The following is a 24,111-nucleotide window of genomic DNA, read 5'->3' as shown; positions in this document are numbered from 1 at the left end:
TATTTTCAAAAACAGGAGTTATTCATGTTTACTGTTATTTTTGGTCGCCCAGGCTGCCCATATTGCGTGCGCGCAAAGCAAATCGCTGAAAAACTGGCAGAAGATCGTGACGATTTTGAATTCCGCTATGTCGACATGCACGAGGAAGGCATTACCAAAGCTGACCTTGAAAAAACCGTTGGCGCCCCCGTACTCACCGTGCCACAAATTTTCGTTGACGAAACACACATCGGCGGCTGTACTGAATTTGAAGCCTACGCGCGCGAAAACTTGAATTTATACGCTAGTTAACGCTTGTCGCACCCGCTTTTCCGAAATGGGGTAGCGGGTGCCTAAGGTTTGCGCAAAAAAGCTCACGCGAAGCTCTTCAAACATCCATCGAATCTCGCTAATCTCTGCAGAAATAGGCTGCCCTTTTGGTATTTTAGCTAACAGTTTCTGGTAATCGCTCTGTAAATCAGTCAATACCAAGGTGTGTAACCGATCTTTGTTTGGATCAACCGGTAGCTTTTCTAAACGCCGCTCAATGGCTTGCAAATAACGCGGAATATCGCGCAATCGCTCAGCCCCAATATCGCTCACAAAACCTCGATACACCAAATGATCTAACTGATCTTTAATGTCGCCGTGGGCCTGAATTTGATCCAAGCTTACTTTGCCCTTTAAACGCTTACGAATGGCTTGGCTTTGCACTAAACAAGGCTCTACCTGTTGCGCAATGGTACTAACTCGTTCGTTTAATTCAGCGCGTGCATGCTCAAAAAGCTGTTTGAAGGCTTCGCTCGTTCGCGCTGGGTTGGCCGCTATAAACTCATCCAAAGCGGCCATAATGCAGTCGTGAATCAAGTCGTCAACTTTGCCCCACGGGTTGTAATACATGGCTAATTTGGCTTTATTTGACAGTGATTGCTGCAAATAACGTACCGGAGATGGTAATTGCGCCAGCAATAAATGACGCAGGCCCTGGCGGTGTGCCTCCTCAGCTTGAATGGCGGTATCAAACAACTCCTTGCGAACGCCTTCACCTTCAGGCACCAAGGCTGGATATGCCTTAATTGCATAACCGCGTTGTTGCTGCTCTAAAGTATGCGGTAACTCGCCAAACACCCACTCGGTTGCTGCTTGCGGTAGTTCGTCTGCTTGCTTCACGGCTTGGCTTAAAGCCTGCTTAACTTGCCCTTGCATGCTTTGCTGTAAAAACTCAAGGTCACGACTACTGCGCACCCGCACACCCTGCTCATTCACAGCAGCAAAATTCATTTGTAAATGGCGTGGAACTTGAGTGCTGTCCCATGCATCCGCGGGTATTGTCACACCTGTCATACGCCGCAGTTTACTTGCTAAGGCGTCTAATAGCGGTGTAGAAGCGATCAATTCAGCACTGCAGTCGGCCAAAAACGCCTCGGCGTAATTCGGGGCGGGGACAAAGTTACGGCGTAAGGTTTTCGGCAATGATTTAATCCACGCCACCACTAAGTCGTGGCGCAGAGCAGGAATCAGCCAATCAAAACCATCGGCTGTCACTTGGTTCAACAAAGCCAAGGGTATTTCAACCGTCACACCGTCGTCTTCTGCTGTAGGCTCAAATACGTAGCTAAGCTGCAGACGTATATTGCACTGCTGCCAGGTGTTTGGGTAATCCAACGCGGTCACATGGCTTGCATCTTGTGCCATTAAATCGTCACGCTCAAAGCGCAACAGCTTGGGCTGTTGTTTAACCGCTTTGTGCCACCAACCCGCTAATAATTGTTCGTTGTATATGCCTGCTGGAATATCGCGATCGTAAGCCGCATACAAGGCCTCGTCGTCTATCAAAATATCACGACGCCGTGACTTTTCTTCCAGCTCACGAACTTGCTCAATCAGCGCCAAGTTATGCGCGACAAAAGGTAACGGACGCTTCAGCTGGCCCTGCACGAGAGCTTCGCGTATGAAAATCTCACGCGCAGCAACAGGATCAACAGGACCAAACTGTACCTTGCGCCGCGGTACAATAATCAAGCCAAACAACGTAACCTGTTCGTCGGCCACAACCGAGCCTTGCTTTTTTGAAAAGTGCGGCTCGTAATAATTGCGTTTCACTAAATGTTCGGCCGCCGGTTCAATCCATTCAGGCTCTATACGCGCGTTGGTGCGCGCAAACAGCCGCGAAGTTTCCACCAATTCGGCCGCCATGACCCACTTCGGTGATTTTTTAAACAAACCAGAGCCCGGAAAAATAAAGAACTTACGATTGCGAGCACCAAGAAACTCATGGCCCTCTTGCTTTTGCCCAAGTTGCGACAACATACCCGTAAGCAACGCCCGGTGCACCGCTTCATAGCTAGCTGGCTCTTGATTAATACGAAAACCCAAACCACGTACAGTCTGCCGTACTTGGGTGTACACGTCCTGCCATTCTCGCACCCGCAAAAAGTGCAAAAACTCTTGTTTTAAGCGCTTTCTAAATTGCGTTTTCGATAAGTCGTGTTGCAGTTCGTTTAAATACGCCCATAGTTTGAGGTAGGCCGCAAAGTCAGAATCTTTGTCGTGAAAGCGCTGATGCAACTCATCGGCTTTCTGGGTGCCTTGCTGCGGCCGCTCCCGTGGGTCTTGTATACTCAGCGCGGCCACAATGACCATGACTTCTTGCATACAACCAAATTGGTTCGCCGCCAAAACCATTCGCGCCAACCGAGGGTCGAGTGGTAACTGGGCAAGCTGCCGCCCTATCGTTGTTAATTGTGGGCCATTGTAGCCCCGGCGTTTTTTTGCTTGCCCTTTGCGCTGGGGCGCAAGCGCGTGCAATTCTTGCAGTAAGTTTAAGCCGTCATTAATGTAGCGCTCATCGGGGCGCTCAATAAACGGGAACTTACGAATATCACCCAACTTAGCTGAAGTCATTTGCAGAATAACCGCCGCCAAATTGGTTCGTAAAATTTCCGGATCGGTATATTTGGGGCGCGCTAAATAATCGTCTTCACTATATAAACGAATACAAATGCCAGGCGCGACACGACCACAACGCCCCGCGCGCTGATTGGCGCTGGCTTGCGATATTTTTTCAATAGGTAGGCGCTGCACTTTAGTACGGTAGCTATACCGACTGATCCGCGCGGTACCGGGGTCAATAACATAACGAATACCCGGCACGGTAAGCGAGGTTTCCGCAACGTTGGTGGCAATAACCACGCGCCGCGAACTGTGGCTTTGAAAAATACGGTTTTGTTCGGCCGCAGATAGCCGCGCAAATAACGGTAAAATTTCAGTATTGGTTAGCTTTAAATCGCCAATGGCTTCAGCAAAGTCACGAATTTCTCGCTCGCCACTAGCAAATATCAACACATCGCCCGGCGCTTCGCGTTGCAGTTCAGTTAATGCATCACACACGCCTTGTACGACGTCTAAGTCGTCATTATCGGTGTCTGCGTCTTGCAGCGCGCGATAACGTATTTCAACAGGGTAAGTACGCCCACTCACGGTAATAATTGGGGCATTGCTGAAATGCTTAGAAAAACGCTCGGTTTCAATGGTGGCCGAGGTAATAATTAACTTCAGCTCTGGCCGCTTCGGCAAAATACTCGCCAACACGCCAAGCAAAAAATCGATGTTTAGGCTGCGCTCATGCGCTTCATCAATAATTAATGCGTCATAGCGGCTGAGCAAACGGTCGTTTTGTAGCTCGGCCAATAACATGCCGTCTGTCACTAACTTAATACGGGTGCCAGGCGCTGTTTCATCTTGAAAACGGACTTTATACCCCACCACACTACCAAGTTCGGTTTGTAATTCTTGGGCAATACGTGCGGCCACGCTGCGCGCTGCCAAGCGCCGCGGCTGGGTGTGACCAATCATGCGCCCTTGCTCTGGGTTGCCATAACCGAGCTCAAGCAACATTTTGGGTAATTGGGTGGTTTTACCTGAGCCCGTTTCACCCGCAACAATCACCACCTGGTGCTTGTTAATGGCGTTTTGAATGGTCTGTTTTTCTTGAACAACCGGCAATTCGGCTGGAAATTGAATGGCGTGCACGACAATCCTAATGGCAATAAAAAAGCTGACACTAGTTTAACAGCGTCAGCTTAGGTTGTTAACGGCATTTAACTCTAGTTATGACTATAGTTATCACCTAGGTGTGCATCTATAGCGCGTAATACATCGGTACGGGTAATCACACCAACAACTTGCTTGTCAGCGTCGATAACCGGGTAAATTTTAGGCCGGTTATTAGTCATATGCTGCGCTAAGTCGGTAATATTAGATTCAGCGTCAACGGTAACCACCTCGCCGCGGTACATACAGTCAGCTACGCTTGCCCCCTGCTCGTTGTGGTAGGTGTCACGCAACATTGCGGCTAAACAGTCTTGCTCCGATAAAAAGCCAACTAGTTTGCGCTCAGCATCAACCACAGGCCCGCCGCGTTGCCCCGTTTGCAGCAACAAATCAACCGCAGCTTCAATGGTCATCTCTGGCTTGAAACTCACAGGGTGACGATTCATATAATCAACAACTTTTAACGACTGCATAGACACCTCACAAGTTTTGAATCCATACAGTAATTATAGTCAATCTTTATAAATCGCAACTTCCGCTTGGCCGCCAGCTTGGCGTTTTGCTCGGTACATACCTTCCGTATTAAACGGCATATGAACATTGCCATCTTTATCGACAATAATCACACCGCCCGTACCGCCAGCCGGTAACAACACGTCATGAATCACCGTATCACCAGCTTTTACCACGTCTAATTGCTGATACTTCATGCGTGAACAGACATCCGCAGCCACATGGTAGCGAATAAAATACTCACCATGCCCAGTGGCAGACACGGCACAACTATCGTTGTCAGCCCAAGTACCGGCACCAATAATCGGCGCATCACCAATTCGGCCCCAACGCTTACCCGTCATGCCGCCAGTAGATGTGCCGGCGGCCAAGTTACCGTGTTTATCAAGCGCAACAGCACCAACGGTACCGTACTTAAAGTTATCATCCATGTGCGCCCACGCAGTTTTATCTTGCGGGTTGCCCACTTGTTTTTTCATGCGCTGCAGGGCTTTGAAGCGCGCGTCGGTGTTAAAATAACTGTTATCCACCAACTCAAGCCCTTGCTGCTTACCAAAAGCTTCCGCCCCTTCGCCGCTGAGCATAACGTGCACCGACTCTTCCATGACCTCTCGCGCCAACGCAATTGGGCTTTTAACGGTTTTAACGCTTGCCACAGCACCGGCTTCACGCGTCGCACCGTTCATAATAGAGGCGTCTAATTCATGGTGCCCTTCCCAGGTATACACGGCGCCACGACCGGCATTGAATAACGGTGAGTCTTCCAAAATTTGAATAGCCACAACAATGGCGTCCATACTGTCGCCACCTTTTTCCAACACGGCATAGCCGGCGTTTACAGCTTCTTGCAGTTTGGCTTCATACTGGGCTTCACGCTCTGGCGTCATGCTGTCACGGGTAATGGTTCCGGCACCACCGTGAATGGCGATGGCGAAATTATCTGCGGCAACGGCTTGCCCTGTGGCTAGTGCTAGTGCGGCTGTTAATAGTAATCGTTTCATTAAGTACCTCGTTGTTCGTTATTCGTGCGCTTCGCTGTTCGTCCGTGCTGCGCACTGTTCGTGGTTCGTGGTTCGTTATTCGTTATTGGTTAGCCTTGTTTTAGTTTGAATTGTTTTTCGAATAACGACAAGCGCAGCGGTCGACACACACATAACGTTCATCGTAACCACGAGCAACGAACAGCGAAGCGCGCGAACAGCGGAGCGGACGAACAGCGCAGCGGACGAACAGCGCAGCGCACGAATAACGCCTTTGCTCTAACCGCAAGATTCAGTTAAATTGAGAACATAATTTAACATACCGGAATCACGGACAATTCATGACTCAGCCAACGTTTTACTGGCACGATTACGAAACCTGGGGTGCAAATCCGCAAATTGACCGCCCCGCCCAGTTCGCAGGGCTTCGAACCACCCTTGATTTTGAACCGGTTGGCCGCCCGCTAACCATTTATAGCCAGCCAACGCCTGACTTTTTGCCACATCCACAAGCCGTGCTCATTACCGGTATTACGCCGCAACATGCCTTGGCACAGGGTATGTGTGAAGCGGCATTTGCTGAAAAAATTGTGGCGCAAATGAGTGAACCAGAAACCGTGATTGTGGGCTACAACAATATTGCCTTTGACGATGAAGTAACACGCAATTTGTTCTACCGCAATTTTATTCACCCTTATGCGCACACCTGGCAAAACAATAACAGCCGCTGGGACTTAATTGACTTAATGCGAGCCTGTTATGCATTGCGTCCCGAGGGTATCGAATGGCCCTTTCACGACGATGGCCGGGTGAGCATGAAACTTGAAGATTTAACCCGTGCCAACGGTATTGAGCATGGTCAAGCGCACGACGCGATGTCTGACGTTTACGCCACTATGGCGGTTGCAAAGAAAGTTAAAGAAGCTCAACCACGGCTATTTGATTACGCGTTCGGGCTACGACGCAAACAAGCAGTAAGCCAACAAATTCAATTAACCCAATTTACACCACTGGCGCATATCAGCCCATTTTATGGCGCCCATAATGGCTACCTTAGCGTGATTATGCCATTGGCATACCACCCGGAGCAGCCAAATACTGTGGTGTATTGGGATTTGCGCTGTGATCCAAGTACTATCGCTTCGCTCGACGACGCGCAGCTCATCGAACGGCGATTTACCCGCCGCAGCGAACTTGCCGACCAAGGCATAGAACCTTTCGGAGGCGGCCAATTTGCGGTAAACAAATGCCCGTTTGTTGCTCCCATCAAAGTAATAGACGAAGCTGCGCAACAGCGTTGGGCCATTGACTTTGAACAGTGCGAACGCCATCGCCAGCAATTAATAGCTGACCCAAACTTGCGTGAACGCATCATTAATGCGGCCTGTCATGCCCGAGAGTTTGAACCCAACCACGACCCCGATTTAATGCTCTATAGCGGTGACTTCTTCAGTGATCAAGACCGGTCTAACATGGCAATCATTCGTGCCACAGAGCCCGATCAACTAGCTGGTTTAGAACTTAATTTTGCCGACAAACGCGTACCCGAAATGCTATTCCGCTACCGCGCGCGCAACTACCCTGCCACCTTGAATGATAGCGAGTTACAGCGCTGGCGTAGCTTCTGCCAACAACGATTAATGTCACCACCAGCGAAAGCTCTCAGCGCCGAGCAGTTTATGCTTGAGCTTGAAAATGCTAGTGTCATGAACGCCGAAAACACCAAAGCCATGCGCTTGCTCAATGACCTGTACCGCTATGTTCAAAGCCTCTAACCTACATTTTGACTATGTCATTGTCGGCGGCGGTAGTGCCGGCTGCGTACTCGCTAATCGGCTTAGTGAGTGTGGTAATTATCGCGTAGCGCTTATTGAAGCTGGCGGTAACGGGCAATCATTTTTTAGCGACATGCCAGGTGGCGTCATTCGCTTTATGCATAGCCGCAAGTTTAATTGGCTATTTCGTAGCAAAGACCCCGCACCGCTGCGTTCTGGTAAGGGGTTTTATACCCCACGCGGCAAAGGCCTGGGCGGTAGTAGTATGATCAACGCCATGATTTATACCCGCGGTTTACCGAGTGACTATGACCATTGGGCGGCTGTTAGTTCGGCTGACTGGGCTTGGCAAAATATTCTGCCGCGCTTTAAAAAGCTTGAGAACAATCAGCGCGGGGCAAACGCATTTCATGGTGCTGAGGGGCCGCTGCATGTTAGTGACGTACCTACCCACTTTGCTGCCGCACGCTTGTTTGTTGACGCCGGCGTTGCTGCTGGCATTCCCTACAACGCCGACTTTAACGGTGAAACTCTAGAGGGCGTGGGCCCTTTTCAATTTACCATTCACAACAACCAACGTTGGAGTGTGCGAAAGGCTTTCTTACAACCTGCATTAGCACGTAAAAACTTAACCGTATTGACCAACAGCTTAGTAGAGCGAGTTGTGTTTGAACATCATGGCCAACGCCCGAAAGCCTGCGGCGTTCAATTCCGCCACAAAAACCGTAGCTATATTGCCACGGCTCGCCATGAAGTGATTCTTAGTGGCGGTGCCATCAATTCGCCACAGCTGTTAATGCTGTCGGGGGTTGGCCCAGCCAGCCACTTAGCTGAGTTTGGTATTCCTCTTGTTGCCGATAGCCCACAAGTTGGGCAAAACTTACAAGAGCATGTAGACGTGATGGTGCACTATAAAAACCGTAAGAAAGACGGTATTAGTCTGGCGCCTATTGGTTTAGCCAAAATGAGCGCCGCGCTGTGGCAATATGCGTTTAAAAAGCGCGGCGCGCTTGCGGTTCCCCCAGCCGAAACAGGCGGCTTTATTCGTAGCTCTGAGCAGGTAAAAGAACCCGACTTGCAACTGCATTTTGTATCTACACGGTTTAACGATAGCGGCTGGGATATTGGGCCTGCGCTAACCAACGGCTATGCATGCCATGTATGCGTACTGCGCCCACAAGCGCGTGGTGAACTTAAACTAAATAGCGCTGATGCCGCCGATAAACCTTACTTTACCTATAACTTTTTAGACAATGAAGCCGACCGCACTGCACTCTTAAACGGTGTAAAAAAAGTACGGGAAATTATGGCGCAGGCACCGTTGGCAGAACACAATGGTGGCGAAATTTGGCCTGGTCCAACGGCGAATGATGACGAGCTTTTGCAAAAAATAGAGCAGAACCTAGGCTTAATTTATCACCCCACCAGCACCTGCCGAATGGGTAATGACACAGACGCTGTCGTTGATCCTCAGCTACGCGTTAACGGTGTAGAAAGTTTGCGTGTTATTGATGCATCTATTATGCCGACGGTTCTTAGCGGCAATACCAACGCACCAACCATGGTGATAGCAGATGTGGGCGCCGACTTTATTTTAGCCGACGCCCAACAACACTAATTAGTGAATTTGCTTGCCAAAGCGCGCGAAAAAGCGCGCAAAGGCTGGAATCAGTATCATAGCTCCTAACATGTTCCATAAGAACATAAAGGTCAGCAAAATACCCATATCCGCTTGGAATTTAATTGGCGAGAAGATCCAGGTTGCCACCCCAATAGCTAGCGTTAAACCGGTGAAACCAACCGCTTTACCGGTATTTTCTAAGGCGTACTTATAGCTGTCGTTTAAGTGCATTCCCTGGGCTAGGCCTTCGCGAATTTTGGTGTAAATATAAATACCATAGTCCACGCCAATACCCACACCAAGTGCAATAACCGGCAAGGTCGCAACTTTCACACCAATACCCAATACGGCCATTAAGCCTTGGCTCATTACCGTAGTGAGCATTAGCGGCAATATAATGCAGGTTACCGTACGAATGCTGCGGAAGGTAATTAAACACAGCACAATAACTACGCCGTAAACCCACAACAACATTTTGGTTTGCGCGCCTTCAATAACCGAATTGGTGGCCGCTTCAATACCCGAGTTACCCGCTGCCATAAGCAGTTCTAGGCCCTCTTGTTGGTATTGCTGATTAAACGCATTTACTGAAGCAACCACAGTTTGCAGCGTTTCAGCTTTATGGTCATTCAGGTAAATAATAATCGGCGCCATTGAACAATCAGGGTTAATCAACCCTGGCGGCGTACGATTGGTATTTGCATTCAGCACGTATTGATTACGGTTTAAGCTAAACCATTTCAAGTTGCCTTCGTTCAAGCCGTAAGAGCCCATTTTCGCCACATAAACCACAGACTTCACGTCTTGTACGCCTGGGGTGTTTTCCATATGCCAACTAAAACGGTCCATGACTTCTAGATTGTCATAAGCAATACACTGGCTAGGCGCGGTTTCCGCCATAACAACAAAGATATCAGTACTTGAACTGTAATTATCAACAATGAATTTATTATCCAGGTTGTAACGGCTGTCTGGGCGCAACTCAGGCGCACCAGCGTCTAGGTCACCAATTTTCATTTGTTGGCTGTAGACCAAGCCCCAAGTTAAACCGATTAACGCCACAATAATGGCGCTATAGGCCCATTTAGGCTGCGAAAAACGACCAAAGAAAGCCAATACGGGGTGTTGCTCGCCACGAGCCTCGCCTGTGTAGGCAACGCCTTTGGCTGAAACGCCAGTATAAGACATTAAAATTGGCAACAGCCCCAAGTTGGTTAATACCACAACGGCAACACCAATACTGGCTGCAATGGCGAGCTCTTGAATAACTTCAATGTCGATAACCATCAGGGTAGTAAAGCCAATAGCATCAGAAACCAACGCGGTTAAACCGGCAATATAAAGCGAACGAAACGCTAAACGGCTAGCTGCAAATTTGTCATGGCCATCAACGCGGTTGTTACTAATCGCGTTGATGATCTGTACGCCATGGCTAACACCAATAGCGAACACCAAAAACGGCACCAGCATTGAGTACGGGTTAATACCTGAGCCAATTAGCTCAATAATACCCAACTGCCAAACAACGGCGATAATAGAGCACGACAATACCGCAAAAGCACTACGCCAGCAGCGGCTGTACCAAAACAGCATCAACAACGTAATGACAATCGCGATAACGAAAAATAAACCGACCTGGTAAGCACCTTCAATGAGGTCGCCAATAACTTTAGCGAAACCGGTAATATGAACTTTTACCGAGTCAGACTGATACTTGTCGCGAATTCGCTCTTCAAGCTGTTGTGAAAATTGCTGGTAGTCAAGCGCTTCACCCGTGTCTGGGTTCACTTCATTCAGTGGCACTAAAATAAGTGCTGACTTGAAGTTATTCGCCACCAAGTTCCCCACTTCGCCTGAACGCAGCACGTTGGTGCGTAGTTGTTCTAGAGAGCGCTCAGAAGCGTCCCAGTTGTCCGGTATGACAGGCCCGCCGACAAATCCCTCTTCGGTAACTTCGCTCCAGCGGACATTTGGCGTCCAAATACTTTTCAAACCGCTGCGGTTTACGCCCGGAATAAAGAACACTTCGTCGGTTATTTCTTGCAAGGTTTTTTGAAACTCAGCGGTAAAAATATCCCCTTCGGTGGTTTCAACCGCAATACGAACCACGTTACCTAAGCTGGCCAAGTCTTCTTGGTGCTTAAAATAATTTTGAATAAATTCATGCTGAGTTGGAATCATTTTGGTGAAGCTTGCTTCAGGACGCACCTGGCTTGCATGCCATGCCAAAAACGCAGTTAATGCTGCGAATATAACAAACCACAACGGGCGGAAGTTGAATAGCGCGCGCTCTAACCACACGCTGTTTGACTCAATCGACTTATCAGTCATACGGCTATAATTCCTTTATTCTTGAGCTTGTGCAGCTGCTTCGGTGGCAAAATCGGCAATTTCAAGCACACCACGTTGGCCAACCAACGTTAAACGGCCGTCGCCATGAGCAACTAGGTCAGTTAACGCGGCGCCAGAGCTATGGGTCATTTGTTCGATGTTGCCATTGGCATCAACCCAACCGATAACACCTGCGTTGCCAACCAAGTAGACGCCACCATTTGGCGCATCAACAATTGCGTTGATATTCACCGCGTCGTCTAACTTAATTTGAGTAAAGCTGTCACCTTGATCCGAGCTGACAAAGATATTACCGCGCAAACCAACCACCCATAAACGCTCGCTCGCATCTATGTGCAAACCGAAAAACGAGCCATTATATGGCGAGTCCATTAGCTCCCAGCTGTCACCTTGATCGGCACTACGAAAAATTTGCCCTGATTCACCTGCGATATAAACAAATTCGCCATCACTAGCTAACGCATTTAAATGGAAACCATCTGGATTTTCGACACGTTCATCAAGAATTTGCCAGCTCTCGCCACCATCGACTGAACGGATTAAAGTGCCATATGCTCCCACCGCCAGAATGACATCTTTACTTAATGCGCGAATATCTAGAAATGGTTTAGTTGGGCCATCTTCTTTAGCAAATGTTGCGGTATCCAATAAAAACAGAGCGTTGTCTAAAGCATACAGAATGTCATCTTCTGCGTCAGGGTCTGACCCATCAAACTGCTCTTGCTTGGCTGTGAGTTCGTCTACAAGTTGCTGAAAGTGTGCAATTTGTAAGTCAATAAACTGAAATCCATCTAATTGCAGTTGCCAAGTTTTACCGCCATCCGTTGTCCCGGCGATCACGCCATGGTGCCCTGCGGTCCAACCATGTTGGTCGTCAATAAAATCAACGGAGGTAAATAGTACGCTAGTTGGCACATCAGCTTGTTGCCAATCACTACTAGCATTATCGCGGTATAGAACCACGCCATAGTCACCCACGGCTATGGTAGAGCTAGATGTTTGGGTAATTTCAGTAAGCACTGTACGTGGTGCTTTTGCGGCTTTCATTGCCGGCGCATAAATCACCTCATAATCAGTGATTGTGTCGCTATTTGCGAGTGCCGGAGCGCCGTGCAAGGCAGCTACGACAAGTGCACCAGCGCAAGCTGTCGCTTTTATCATGGAACCCTCGTAAAAATTCTGAGTCTTATATCTTGTAAATAGTTGCAAATTTCCAATTCGCGATACATGCTATGGAAAAATAACTAGAGGTCAAACCAGCTGATACCTTACAACGAACAAGGTTGTAAGGCTAGTGTCAGATGGTGATTTAAATTTGTTTCGTTTTGATGTAGCTTTATGCAAGTAAAGCATGCATATGAAGAACAACAAGGAAAAAGCACAATGAATAAAATGATGCTAAAAGCCGGTATTTTTGCGCTATCGGTCGTGTCTGCAAGTGTCATGGCGAAAGTTAGCCCTGAAGAAGCAGCACGATTAGGAAATGATTTAACGCCTGTTGGCGCGGTTACCGCCGGTAACGCCGATGGCACTATTCCTGCTTGGACAGGTGGTTACAGCAAGCAAGCCGAAGGCGAAATCCCTGAGCGCCCTGCTGACCCATTTGCAGATGAAAAGCCGCTGTACACCATTACAGCTGCAAACCTAGAAGAATATAAAGATCTTCTTTCTGCTGGCCAAATGGCTATGTTTAAGAAGTATCCAGATTACAAAATGCACGTTTATCCAACGCATCGTACCGCTGCTTACCCACAAGAAGTGTATGACGTGATTGCAAAGAACGCCGTCAACGCTGAAATGGTTGCGGGTGGTAATGGCTTATCTAATTTTGATAAACACATTCCATTCCCAGTACCACAAAACGGCTTGGAAGTTATCTGGAACCACATTACTCGCTATCGTGGTGGTGCTGTACAGCGCTTAGTAAACCAGTTCCCAGTGCTAGAAAACGGTGACTTTGTACCGGTATTACTGCGCGAATCACTGGTATTCCCTGAGTACTTAAAAACTGGCCGTGAGTCTGCCGACGACAACGTGTTGTTCTATTTCTTACAAGAAGTATTAGCACCAGCGCGTATGACCGGTACCGTGTTATTGGTTCACGAAACGATTGACCAAGTCAAAGAAGCGCGTCGTGCATGGTTATACAACGCCGGTCAGCGTCGTGTTCGTAAAGCACCATCGGTTGCTTATGACGGTCCAGGTACAGCATCAGACGGTTTGCGTACTTCTGACGGCTTAGACATGTTCAACGGTGCCCCAGACAAATACAACTGGGAACTGGTTGGCAAAAAAGAAATGTTAATTCCGTACAACAACTACAAGTTGATGGACACTAACCTTTCGTATGACGACATCATTGGCCCTGGCCACATGAACCAAGACTATGTGCGTTACGAGAAACACCGCGTTTGGGAAGTAAAAGGCACATTAAAAGATGGCGAACGCCACATTTACGCAACTCGTCATATGTTTATTGATGAAGATACTTGGACAGCCTCAGTGATTGACCATTATGACGGTCGTGGCGAATTGTGGCGTGTAGCAGAAGCCTACAACACCCAGTTCTACTACCACGATACTCCGTGGATGGCTGCTGAAGCACTGTACGACTTAAACTCTGGTCGTTACATTTTGCTTGGCTTAGCTAACGAAGAAAGTGAATACATGGACTTCGACATTGAGCCAGAGCGTAGCGATTTCTCAACCGGTGCTCTGCGCCGTATGGGTATTCGTTAATCGTTTAATGAAAACAAAAAAAACCGGCTGTTAAAGCCGGTTTTTTTATGCTTAAAGATTAAGTTACTTCTCTAAGCGAGCCAACAAACTTGACGTGTCCCAGCGTGCCCCACCCATTTTTTGCACCTCAGCATAAAACTGATCAACCAACGCAGTAAGTGGCATACTCAAACCTTGGCGCTCGGCTTCGGTTAAGGCGATTTTCAGGTCTTTGCGCATCCAATCTACCGCAAAACCGTGCTCATAGTGTTGTTCCCACATTGTTTTGTAACGATTTTTCATTTGCCATGAACCGGCAGCGCCTTGGCTAATTGCATTAATTAACGTGTCTGGGTCTAAACCTACTTTGCGCGCAAGCTGCAGGCCTTCCGCTAAGCCTTGTACCACCCCGGCTATGCAAATTTGGTTGACCATTTTGGCCAACTGCCCGTGCCCTGCTGGCCCCATATACTCGCGCGTTTTGGCATAACAAGCTAACACGGCATCGGTGCGCTCAAGCGCCTCGCGATCACCACCGATCATAGCCGTTAATACACCATTTTCAGCCCCCTGCTGCCCACCAGAAACGGGCGCATCTAAAAAGCCAATCCCCTTTTCTTGCGCAGCTTGAGCTAATTCTTTGGCTAACTCAGCAGAAGCCGTGGTGTGATCAATCAATACACTGCCTTCGCGCATGGCTGCAAGCACACCATGCTCGCCAAACACCACTTGGCGAACATCATCATCGTTGCCGACACACAGCATTACAACGTCAGCATGTGCGGCCGCTTGCGCGGGCGTTTCAGCATACTTACCAGCAAATTGCTGTGCCCATTTTTCTGCTTTTGTGGTGGTGCGGTTATACACTGTGGTGGTAAACCCATTGCTTTGCAAGTGGCCTGCCATGGGGTAGCCCATCACGCCCAAACCAATAAAAGCACATGCTTGACTCATAACTTCGCCCTCTAACTTTTTTGCGCTGCAACCACTGGCAGCGTGACAACTAAGGCATTTGCAACAGCGCTAACTGTTGCTGGCCCATGAAAGTAAATATCGCCGTCTAATTCAATACGGTGCTCGGCATCACCCAAGCTAAACTGCTGGCCAATGGCATACTTTAAGTCGGATACCCTATCAACGTGACCACGCCACACATTAAATAAGGCTTTCAGTTGGCACCAACGTGGCATTTTCGGAATACCAATCCAGGCTAACTGCGTGTGTTGCCGTGTGGCCTGTGGGTACACCGTAATACCACCGCCAATACAGCGCCCTAATGCGACAATTTGGCCGTCATCCCAATGTGACGCGTGCCGTATGCGCGAGCGTAATGACTCACGGCCAAATAAATAGCGCAATAACGCGATTGAATAGCTTAATTTGCCAACCGATTGTTTCAGCCAACGTGGCTGCAAAGCCATGAGATCAACACTTAATCCGCACCCCACATGGTTAACAAAGTACTGCTCTTTCATGTGCGAGTTTGCGGGTTGCACACGACCTATTGCTTGTGTCTGCTGTATAACCTCATTGCGCATGCGCCAGCGCCAGTGTGTCAGCCCCTGACTGTATGCAAAGTCATTGCCGGTACCCATAGGAATGGCGCTTAGGGCGGTTGCCGTATGCGCCAACACATTGGCTGCAATATTCATACTGCCGTCACCGCCAATCACCACACACTCAGTGGCGTGTTTGCAGTGCTGACGTAGCTGTTTGATGTCGTGATGACGGCTAGCAGTGCTGGCAAGTGTTGTTACCTTATATTGCTGATGGTTAAAAAACCGTTCATAGGCCTGTGCATAACGCTTGGCAGGCTGGCACAACACATTGTAATAAATAACCACGTGCAACTTAGGCATGCCTGATCTGCCAGTGTAAATACCGACCGATATCGACAAATGGCGCTTGGCGGTTGTACTTCAATTCAAGTGCCAACAACTCATCAAAACGCTGTTGATCGCTGCGATTTCGAAGATAGTCATGAAAACAACGAACGCCGGTTTTGTCTGTAATCGTTAACCCCGTCGCGGTAATCCACTGTTCAACCTGCTGCGGCGACAACGGCTGCTGAGGGCTCATACGAACGGTTTTCTTCACAGTTAAGTCGGCTTGTACGTAATCAAAATTACCAAAAATAATATTGGCTAAAATTTTTGCGTCTCTGTTATAAAACATCAACGACAAATGCCCTTCAGGACTCATCAGTTGTTTCAAGGTAGCTAAAGCCTGCTGCGGCTCAATAAGCCACTCTAAAACCGCATGGCACAACACCAAGTCATAGGTTTGCTTAAGCCTTTCGGGCAGCTCTTGCAGCGGCGCCACCAAATAACGGTAGCGCTCGGCTACGCCGGATTGCTGGTGTGCTTGTTGCGCCGCCTCAACAATTTCATCGGAAATATCGGTGTGGGTTATCTCGCAACCTAATTTGGCAAAATGCATCGACAATTGCCCTAGCCCACCACCAACGTCGAGCACTCGCAACTTTCGCTGCTTAGCCACTTCAAATAAGGGTTGTAAATCACGTTCGAGTACCGCTAAACGCAATTTCCCCTTAGTGGTGGCATAAATATTCTTGGAAAACTTTTGCGTACGACCATCGAAACTGGTGTCTTTGCGCGCTTGTTTTTTCAACATGGGTTCTGCAGCCTAGAAAGCCCAGACTACGCTGGGTTGTCAATATCAATAAAATGATGTGTCACACCAAATTTTTCAGCCAGGTGCTCACCTAAAGCTTTAATGCCATAGCGCTCGGTCGCGTGGTGGCCCGCAGCAAAGTAAGCCATACCTTGTTCTACAGCGCTATGGGTTGTTTGCTCGGAAATCTCGCCACTTAAAAATGCATCGCAGCCAGCAAGTGCGGCTTGATCTATATAGCCTTGCCCGCCCCCAGTACACCAAGCAATGCGTTGAATAGGCTGTGGTGCGTCAATGCGAACGGTTAAAGGTCGCGCCAAACAAGCAGCAATATGCTCGCCCAGCTGCTGTGAGGTTACCGGCTTGGGTAATTCACACTGCATAACCACACCTTGGGGCTCAACACTAGCGAGTATTTGCGGTTGTGGCCAACCAAATACTTTTGCTAATTGTGCGTTATTACCAAGTTCGGAATGAACATCAAGCGGCAAATGGTAGCCAAATAAATTGATATCTGCTTGCAGTAACGCCTTTATACGACGCTGTTTCATGCCAGTGATAACTTCTGGTTCGTTCTTCCAAAAATAACCGTGATGAACCAATATAGCGTCAGCCTTCAGCGCTATCGCTTTATCAATGAGCGCTCGGCTGGCGGTAACACCGGTAACAATAGTATTAATTTGTTGACGCCCCTCAATTTGCAGCCCATTCGGACAATAATCACGAATACGCTCAACCTGCAGTAATTCATTGAGATACTGTTGTAATTCTGTACGTCGCACAATGCCCTCTTTTGTTCTATAAAATGCTAATTTCAGCCACCGTTTTAGCACATTTTGTGACTAATTTGCGCATAAAAGTGTCAGCGATTAGACAATGCTCATAAAAAACGGTATAAATTTGAAACACCTTAATTAAAACGCGTTCATTGTAACGCATTCTTTGTAACGCATGGCCGATAGGATTATATCCATGAGCAAACTTGATAAAGACCAAGTGCTTGCTGATTTTACTGCAGCGTACCAGCAAGCTCACGGTAAAAAGCCGACTATTGAAGCAAAAGGTGGTTGGTACAGTGTTAATGGCGGAAAGAATGTTCGCCTTGCCCAGTTAGCCGAGGAAGCCGAAGTGCTTGCCGGTGGCAAGTCGGCTGAAAAAGCAAAACCAGCTAAAAAAGCTGAGTCTGCCCCCAAAGCCGCCAAAAAAGCTGCACCAGCTAAAAAAGCTGCGCCAGCGAAAAAAACAGCGGCAAAAGCTAAAGTGGCTAAGTCTGGTGGCGGTTTAACCGCAAAAGAGCTTTGGCGCCAACGCCTAGAGCAAGACACGACATTGTCTCGTTTACCGCGCGGCTACGACTAACTTTAGTCGCTATTGAATAATAAAAAGGGAACCGTCTCACGGACCGTTCCCTTTTTTAATGGCTATTTTTTGCCAATGTACAAGGTGATTTCACCCACTTCGATACCAAATTTGTACATTTTGGTGCGATTGATCATGTTGCTTTCATCAACCAAGTACAGCCAGTCATCAAGTTTCACCTCAAAAGGCTCGCCGTCACGCTGAATTATCAGGGTGTAACTCCAGTTTAAAACATTGCCTGCTGTCGTTCCTACAGCCACATCAGCAACATCATCGGCACGACCTTCGTAGGTGTTTTCACCAGTTTTAGTAATGCGCCAAATGCGCTCTTGGGTGGTGCCGTCTGCGTAGTAAAACTGCTCGTCTAATACGCCATTATTACCGTCCCAGCTGCCTTGTAAGTCGGCTTTGAAGCGCTGAATAACTTTACCGCTATAATCTTGGACCATGCCGTAGGCAACCAATTCACCATTGAAAAACTCTTCAAGCTTTAACTCAGGCTGCTCACCTTGGTAGTCTTCTATTTGCGTAGAACACCCAACAAGCACAACGCTTGCAAGGCCAATAAGTAATCCTTTGAACCAAGTTGCCGCGGTCATTATTGTGCTCCTATTAGTTCGTTTCGTTCGCTTTTAAAGCGTGAGTTCTTGTCTAGCCAAATAGCTAGAAAATCATCGGTAAATTGCGCCGATTCAATAACGCCTAACTCGCCTTCTGGCCCAAAAAACTGGGCATGTCCCTCGTTGGTTTCTACCAGAGTAATACAGTCACCTTCAGTCACGTTAGGCCACATTTCCTGTAAGCGGTTTAGCCATTGTTGGTGGTCTGCAGTAATAGTTATTTGCAAGCGTTCCCACTCTTCTGCAGTAGTATCTACTAGATCTTTGGCTTTTATGTCGCGCAGATAGCTTAACTGCAACGCTCGTTGTTGCGCCTCATCAGTATAGGCTCCGGTTTCGGTGCGAAGCTCTGCATCGTAGACATCCCAAAACCATACTTGCAAGCGTGTTTTCCCTACAGGTTTTAGCTCGTTAAAAGGTGCCACTGCTGCGCATTGCGAAGCAAACGATGCCGCGGTGACTATCATAAAAAAGCCGGCGACAACAACTGTCAGCATAGTTTGAGTAATACGTTTCATGGTGTTCATTAAGCCTCCGAGCGAGTAAATCGCGGCATAACTAACGCGAATATCACCATATATACGGCCCAAAGCGCCGCATAGATTACCCAGAGTAACCATTCTTTTTCTAACAGCTCAGCAGCGCCTAAACGAATACCAATAGCATAAGTTAATGGCCCCGAGGCAACCCCCAATAAAGCAGCCCAAACGGGTCGTCCGGCTAAGTCGGCAAGGGTATTCATGAGCATAGCCACAAACCCTAACCACAGCATAATAAGCCACCAGGGTAAAAAACCGCCGTCGAAACGTAATATACCTAAACCAACGACGCTGGCTTCCAAAGCCATGCCCAACAGCACGAACAAGCCATAAACACGCCACGAAAACGGCCCGCTACGCAACGCTACTAGCACTTGTGCTGCAACCAATATGGCAGTAGCCCACAGCCACTCGCCGCGCCCAGCAACCGCACTAAACCAAACTAAATCAAACAAAAATAGGCCCACCAACTTGGGGGCCCATTTCTTCCATTGCGCGGGGTTCAAAAAACGCATACAACTAGCGACACTGCGGTTTGGTTGCAACCAACTGCACTGCAGAGACTGTCCGCTCTAAAAAACCACCTTCGCAATAGCACAGGTAGTAATTCCACAGGCGGCCAAAACGTTCGTCATAGCCGTATTGTTTCAGCTGTGGGTGTGCTCTGTTAAAGTTTATCCGCCAGTCTTCAAGGGTTTTTGCATAGTCAAAACCAATATCATCCACGTGGCGTACCACCATGTCCGTGTGCTTGGTAAACATTTCGGTCATCATGGTTAACGAGGGCAAAAAACCACCCGGGAAGATATATTTTTGAATAAAATCGACCGAGTTCGCGTAGCTACGCATACGTTGGTCGGCAATCGTAATCGCCTGTAACGCCATCTTGCCCTGCGGTTTTAACAACCGACTACAGGTTTTAAAGAAGGTCGCCATGTATTTACGGCCTACCGCTTCAATCATTTCTACTGAAACCAACTTATCAAATTGCCCTTCGAGATCGCGATAGTCTTTCTTCAGCAGGGTTATTTTGTCGCTCAAGCCTTCACGCTCTACAAGCTCTTTGGTGTAGGCATGCTGCTCTTCTGAAATAGTCGTAGTGGTGACTCGACAACCGTAATGTTTCGCGGCAAACACGGCAAGCCCGCCCCACCCTGTGCCAATTTCCAATAAATGGTCGTTTTCATTCAGCTCAAGGCTGTCACACAAGCGCTTCAGTTTATATTGTTGCGCTTCCGCCAAGCTTGCTTGCGCATTTGGGTAAACGGCACTTGAATATTGTAGGGCTGGGTCTAAAAACGCCTTGTAGAGTTCGTTGCCTAAATCATAATGCGCAGAAATATTTTCTTTCGCTTGGCGTTTTGAATTATTGCGACGCCAGTGCTGAAACTTTTGAATAGGCAGCAATATCCAACTTAACTTGGCTTCGGCCGCATCAAGCGCGGGTAGATTGCGCGCAAAAACTTGTATAACGTGGGTTAAGTTCGGCGTGATCCAGCTTTCATCCAGAAATAGCTCGGCGGCACCAATACTGCCCCCGAACAAAAAACGACGGAAGAAGCCTGGCTTTTGAATATCAATTTCGGCTGTCAACTCACTGTCGGGTTGCCCAAAACGGCCAACAACTTGGCCGCGCTCTTTCACCACCAAACAGCCCTCTTGCAGTTGTTTCAATAACCCCAAAACAATATTTCGAAATAGTTTATCCATGGTTGATAAATCACGACGTAAATCGCTTTGCATACCCGTTAACGCATTTTCTTCGTACATAACCCTTGTTCTCACTTATCAGTATTGGGATGCGAATACAGCGGCGTCCGTTTCAAAAATAGGCGTAAAGCTTGCCAATAAATCGCTGCCACGGTACCGAGTGTATTCACAGGATATCTAAGTAATACGTGACGAATGCTTTTCGAGTTCAATTCAACGCGGGTTAATTTCATGGTAGCGCTAAAGTCACGCTTATCACTGTGGCAATCCAAGTGCACTAAGCATTTGTGCCCAGGTTTCTGACGCGGTGGCCGCAACTGCCAATGGTAGGTCATGTCCATGGGGTTAAACGGCGACACATGAAATGCTTTGTCGTTAATCAATGCTTGTTGTAAATCCAACACATAATAATGCCGTTCATTCCAAGGTGTGTTGCTTACTTCTGCGAGCATATAGCGGTAGTCGCCCGCATTATCCGTTTGTATGAAGTAGCAATTAATCGGGCTAAAATACAACCCAAACGTGCGCAACGCGCCTAAGAAAAACACCCGACCATGAATCGGTGTCCCGACCAACTGCGAGGTTTTGTCAAGCACGGCGGTGGCGAGATCGCCAGTGGTACCGCGCATATAATCAGCGCGGCGGAACCACAGTGGCGCAAACCGCTTCAATGAAAACCAACGGCTCTGTGCCGCCACGTCTTCTACTTCGTCTAGCGCTAGCCACCACTGCGCTATGCTATATTCAAAAGCATGCTGGGTGGGCCGATAACGGGCGTGATGCACACGCCCGCGCAGAATTGCACTAGCTAACATGCCAGTTTGCTCCTAAACGGTTAGCAACATCCACCGCGCTGCGCACACCGTCTTCATGAAACCCGTTATACCAATAGGCTCCACAAAAATGGGTATGGTTGAGGCCGCAAATCGCTTCACGCTGAGCGCGCGCACGCATGGACTCTACGCTGTACACTGGGTGGGCATACTTGAAGCTGCGTAGAATTTTGTCGGGCTGAATAGCCGTCGTGTTGTTTAGCGTCACACAGAACACTTCAGGGGCCTCAAGTCGTTGCAGAATATTCATATTATAGCTAACCGAACTTGGCCTGGTGCGCGCCGCATGGTCATTGTGCAATAAATAATTCCAACTGGCCCATGCGCGTTTATTACGCGGCAACAACCGCACATCGGTGTGCAATACCACGTCATTCATTTGGTATGGAATCGCCCCCAACACTGCTTGTTCGGCAGCTGTTGGCTGTGCTAACAGCGCCAGTGATTCGTCGCTATGGCAAGCAAAAATAACTTCATCAAAGGCTTGGCTTGGGCCATCTTCAAACTCAATTAAAATGGCACCTTCTTCATGCTCGCGGCGATGAACTGCTTTAATCTTAGTTTGCGTATGAATGCGCTCAGCAAAACCTTGGGTTAACGGTTTAATGTAGGCACTGGAACCGCCATCAATGGTCGCCCACTGCGGCCGGTCGGCAACATTCAACAACCCATGGTTTTCAAAAAAGCGTAAGAAAAAACCGAGCGGAAACGCTTCCGCCTCTTGCAAACTCGCACTCCAAATAGCCGCAACCATTGGCAACAAGTAAAAGTCACTAACTAACGGCGATATGTGCTGTTCGCGCAGAAACTCACCTAATGTTAATTCGTCTAGGTTTGCCCCGCTTTGGTGCGCGTTCTTGGCGGCTTTATTAAATTTCAAAATGCCTCGAATTAAGCGATGAAAACGCGGTGAAAATAGATTTTTGCGCTGCGCGAATAGCGTGTTTAAGTTGTGCCCGTTGTACTCTAGCCCAGTGTCTGGGTCGCGTACGCTGAAGCTCATTTCGGTGTCTTGCCAGGTTACGCCTATTTCACGCATTAATGCACGAAATTTCGGGTAAGTGCGGTCGTTAAATACAATAAAACCGGTATCGACATTATAGGTCTGCCCATGCACCTCAACGGCGACAGTGTGCGTGTGGCCCCCCACGTAATCGTTCTTTTCAAACACGGTGACATCATGATTTTTGTGCAACAAATAGGCCGATGTTAAGCCTGCAATACCTGAGCCAATAATGGCTATTTTCATGCCGGTTACTCCGCTAAAAACGCTTAGAAATAGCCACTTGCCACGACTGTGGCAAACGCGACAGAAACTTCAAAAACAAACCAAAAGTGGTGGGAAAGGTAATGTCCGTCGATTTTTTCTGAATGCCTTTGATAATTCGCTCGGCAGCAAATTCAACCGTGACACGCATTGGCATTTCAAAATCGTTCGCGTCGGTCATCGGCGTTTCGACAAAACCTGGTGATACGGTTTGCACCACGATGCCACGCGGCGCTAGGTCAACCTGCAAACTACGCGCGATATATTGAATAGCAGCTTTAGAGCCGCCGTATGCTTCTGCCCGTGTAAAGGGCAGTAACCGCGCCGTACTGCCAACGAACACCAGTTGTGAGCCACTTTTCAAATTCGGCAATACCGCTTCAACGCAGCGCATCATGCCAAACACATTGACGTCGAAGACACGTTCAAACATCGCAGCTTCAAAGCGCTCTATGTCGACATACTCGCACACGCCTGCCGAGAGAATCACCAGATCTAAGTTGGTGAACGTACTTAACGTCTGCTGCGTTTGATCGGCGTCGCTAACATCGAGGCGTACGCCAGCAATCTGCTTTGGATACAACGCTTCAAGTTCGGCCAACGCGTCGGAATTTCGCCCACAGGCGATGACCGTATGGCCTTGCTGGGCATAACTTAACGCGACTTGCTTGCCAATACCTGATGTCGCGCCGGTAATTAAAATATTCATGACGATTTAACTCGCGTTTTGATTTTTTCAATCACATAGCCAAGTACCGGCACATGTTCGTACAACATTGCACCGGCGTCGTAATAATCGGTTTGCTGGTAAATTTTGTCTTCGGCAAGTTTTAAATGGCTGGTGCCCGGCACGATTATTTCGCGCCCCTGTGCGAGCTTCGGATGCTTTAAGCGCATTTGCCAAGTCACAAACACATCATCGCCCTGCCGAGCGCGCTCCGCAAACGCAAAGTGACAATAATCAATGCCCTTGATGGTGTTTAAAAAGTACTGTTTTAGGTTATCTAACCCTTCAACATGATGCAGAGGGTCAGTAAAGGTCACATCATCGGTATAGAGATCACCGAGTGCTTCAATACTTTGTTGGTCAAGATTGTCATACAACCGAATTAACTCATCTACAATATCTGCAACGTGACTTGACATGATTCCCTCCGG

Annotated in this window: 22 protein-coding genes; 5 read left to right on the top strand and 17 right to left on the bottom strand. The window is 48.2% G+C overall.

Annotation, left to right across the window (positions count from 1 at the left end; all coding sequences use genetic code 11):
• Positions 1-24: 24 nt before the first annotated feature.
• Positions 25-291: a GrxA family glutaredoxin gene (locus ASC40_RS00525; RefSeq protein ID WP_055437845.1), complete on the top strand. Its 267-nt coding sequence runs from the start codon at positions 25-27 to the stop codon at positions 289-291.
• On the opposite strand, the gene hrpA is transcribed toward ASC40_RS00525, so the two are convergent.
• The 3 genes from hrpA to ASC40_RS00510 form a co-directional block, all read right to left on the bottom strand.
• The gene (gene hrpA / locus ASC40_RS00520; protein ID WP_245622148.1) at positions 277-4,011 is read right to left on the bottom strand and encodes an ATP-dependent RNA helicase HrpA; all 3,735 of its coding nucleotides are present in this window, start codon (positions 4,009-4,011) and stop codon (positions 277-279) included. The two genes, ASC40_RS00525 and hrpA, sit on opposite strands and share 15 nt — an antisense overlap.
• Positions 4,012-4,085: 74 nt before the next feature.
• Positions 4,086-4,505, bottom strand: coding sequence for a CBS domain-containing protein (locus tag ASC40_RS00515; protein WP_055437843.1), 420 nt, complete (start codon positions 4,503-4,505; stop codon positions 4,086-4,088).
• 39 nt (positions 4,506-4,544) lie between these two features.
• Positions 4,545-5,546 carry an isoaspartyl peptidase/L-asparaginase family protein gene (locus tag ASC40_RS00510; RefSeq protein WP_055437842.1) on the bottom strand — a complete coding sequence of 334 codons (1,002 nt, stop codon included), beginning with the start codon at positions 5,544-5,546 and terminating at the stop codon, positions 4,545-4,547.
• 320 nt (positions 5,547-5,866) lie between these two features.
• On the opposite strand from ASC40_RS00510, the gene sbcB reads away from it, so the two are divergent.
• The gene (gene sbcB / locus ASC40_RS00505; RefSeq protein WP_055437841.1) at positions 5,867-7,300 is read left to right on the top strand and encodes an exodeoxyribonuclease I; all 1,434 of its coding nucleotides are present in this window, start codon (positions 5,867-5,869) and stop codon (positions 7,298-7,300) included.
• Positions 7,269-8,918, top strand: coding sequence for a GMC family oxidoreductase (locus tag ASC40_RS00500; RefSeq protein ID WP_141656082.1), 1,650 nt, complete (start codon positions 7,269-7,271; stop codon positions 8,916-8,918). Before sbcB ends, ASC40_RS00500 begins: the two co-directional genes overlap by 32 nt.
• On the opposite strand, the gene ASC40_RS00495 is transcribed toward ASC40_RS00500, so the two are convergent.
• A complete protein-coding gene (locus ASC40_RS00495; protein WP_055437840.1) occupies positions 8,919-11,252 on the bottom strand; it encodes an efflux RND transporter permease subunit in 2,334 nt (777 codons plus the stop codon).
• 15 nt (positions 11,253-11,267) lie between these two features.
• Positions 11,268-12,434 carry a WD40/YVTN/BNR-like repeat-containing protein gene (locus tag ASC40_RS00490; protein WP_055437839.1) on the bottom strand — a complete coding sequence of 389 codons (1,167 nt, stop codon included), beginning with the start codon at positions 12,432-12,434 and terminating at the stop codon, positions 11,268-11,270.
• Between the two features lie 222 nt (positions 12,435-12,656).
• Here ASC40_RS00490 and ASC40_RS00485 point away from each other — a divergent pair, with 222 nt between their 5' ends.
• A complete protein-coding gene (locus ASC40_RS00485) occupies positions 12,657-14,012 on the top strand; it encodes a DUF1329 domain-containing protein (RefSeq protein ID WP_055437838.1) in 1,356 nt (451 codons plus the stop codon).
• A 63-nt stretch (positions 14,013-14,075) separates the two neighbouring features.
• Here ASC40_RS00485 and ASC40_RS00480 read toward each other — a convergent pair whose 3' ends face one another.
• Genes ASC40_RS00480 through ASC40_RS00465 form a run of 4 tightly spaced genes read right to left on the bottom strand, consistent with a single transcriptional unit; the run spans position 14,076 to position 17,407 of the window.
• Positions 14,076-14,945 (bottom strand): NAD(P)-dependent oxidoreductase, encoded by an 870-nt coding sequence (locus tag ASC40_RS00480; RefSeq protein WP_055437837.1) that lies wholly within the window; start codon positions 14,943-14,945, stop codon positions 14,076-14,078.
• 11 nt (positions 14,946-14,956) lie between these two features.
• Entirely contained in the window at positions 14,957-15,850 is an 894-nt protein-coding gene (locus ASC40_RS00475; protein ID WP_055437836.1) for a diacylglycerol/lipid kinase family protein, read from the bottom strand.
• A complete protein-coding gene (locus ASC40_RS00470) occupies positions 15,843-16,625 on the bottom strand; it encodes a methyltransferase domain-containing protein (RefSeq protein WP_055437835.1) in 783 nt (260 codons plus the stop codon). The genes ASC40_RS00475 and ASC40_RS00470 overlap by 8 nt, the downstream gene beginning before the upstream one ends.
• A gap of 26 nt (positions 16,626-16,651) precedes the next feature.
• Positions 16,652-17,407 (bottom strand): Nif3-like dinuclear metal center hexameric protein, encoded by a 756-nt coding sequence (locus tag ASC40_RS00465; RefSeq protein WP_055437834.1) that lies wholly within the window; start codon positions 17,405-17,407, stop codon positions 16,652-16,654.
• Between the two features lie 190 nt (positions 17,408-17,597).
• Between ASC40_RS00465 and ASC40_RS00460 the strand changes: the two genes are divergently transcribed.
• The gene (locus ASC40_RS00460; protein ID WP_055437833.1) at positions 17,598-17,984 is read left to right on the top strand and encodes a hypothetical protein; all 387 of its coding nucleotides are present in this window, start codon (positions 17,598-17,600) and stop codon (positions 17,982-17,984) included.
• A 62-nt stretch (positions 17,985-18,046) separates the two neighbouring features.
• Here ASC40_RS00460 and ASC40_RS00455 read toward each other — a convergent pair whose 3' ends face one another.
• Genes ASC40_RS00455 through ASC40_RS00420 form a run of 8 tightly spaced genes read right to left on the bottom strand, consistent with a single transcriptional unit; the run spans position 18,047 to position 24,099 of the window.
• Entirely contained in the window at positions 18,047-18,583 is a 537-nt protein-coding gene (locus tag ASC40_RS00455) for a DUF3833 domain-containing protein (protein ID WP_055437832.1), read from the bottom strand.
• Positions 18,583-19,131, bottom strand: coding sequence for a chalcone isomerase family protein (locus tag ASC40_RS00450; RefSeq protein WP_055437831.1), 549 nt, complete (start codon positions 19,129-19,131; stop codon positions 18,583-18,585). Before ASC40_RS00450 ends, ASC40_RS00455 begins: the two co-directional genes overlap by 1 nt.
• Entirely contained in the window at positions 19,131-19,658 is a 528-nt protein-coding gene (locus ASC40_RS00445; protein ID WP_055437830.1) for a DUF2878 domain-containing protein, read from the bottom strand. The genes ASC40_RS00450 and ASC40_RS00445 overlap by 1 nt, the downstream gene beginning before the upstream one ends.
• A gap of 4 nt (positions 19,659-19,662) precedes the next feature.
• Positions 19,663-20,913 (bottom strand): SAM-dependent methyltransferase, encoded by a 1,251-nt coding sequence (locus ASC40_RS00440; protein WP_245622147.1) that lies wholly within the window; start codon positions 20,911-20,913, stop codon positions 19,663-19,665.
• An 11-nt stretch (positions 20,914-20,924) separates the two neighbouring features.
• Positions 20,925-21,668 (bottom strand): DUF1365 domain-containing protein, encoded by a 744-nt coding sequence (locus tag ASC40_RS00435; protein WP_055437829.1) that lies wholly within the window; start codon positions 21,666-21,668, stop codon positions 20,925-20,927.
• The gene (locus tag ASC40_RS00430) at positions 21,658-22,935 is read right to left on the bottom strand and encodes an NAD(P)/FAD-dependent oxidoreductase (protein ID WP_055437828.1); all 1,278 of its coding nucleotides are present in this window, start codon (positions 22,933-22,935) and stop codon (positions 21,658-21,660) included. The genes ASC40_RS00435 and ASC40_RS00430 overlap by 11 nt, the downstream gene beginning before the upstream one ends.
• Before the next feature lie 13 nt (positions 22,936-22,948).
• Positions 22,949-23,662, bottom strand: coding sequence for an SDR family NAD(P)-dependent oxidoreductase (locus ASC40_RS00425; RefSeq protein ID WP_055437827.1), 714 nt, complete (start codon positions 23,660-23,662; stop codon positions 22,949-22,951).
• On the bottom strand, positions 23,659-24,099 hold the full coding sequence (locus ASC40_RS00420) for a nuclear transport factor 2 family protein (RefSeq protein WP_055437826.1): 441 nt from the start codon (positions 24,097-24,099) through the stop codon (positions 23,659-23,661). Before ASC40_RS00420 ends, ASC40_RS00425 begins: the two co-directional genes overlap by 4 nt.
• Between the last annotated feature and the right edge of the window lie 12 nt (positions 24,100-24,111).

The sequence above is a fragment of the Pseudidiomarina woesei genome (genome assembly GCF_001418345.1).
Lineage (GTDB): Bacteria > Pseudomonadota > Gammaproteobacteria > Enterobacterales > Alteromonadaceae > Pseudidiomarina > Pseudidiomarina woesei.
This window is presented reverse-complemented; position numbering and strand designations above follow the sequence as displayed.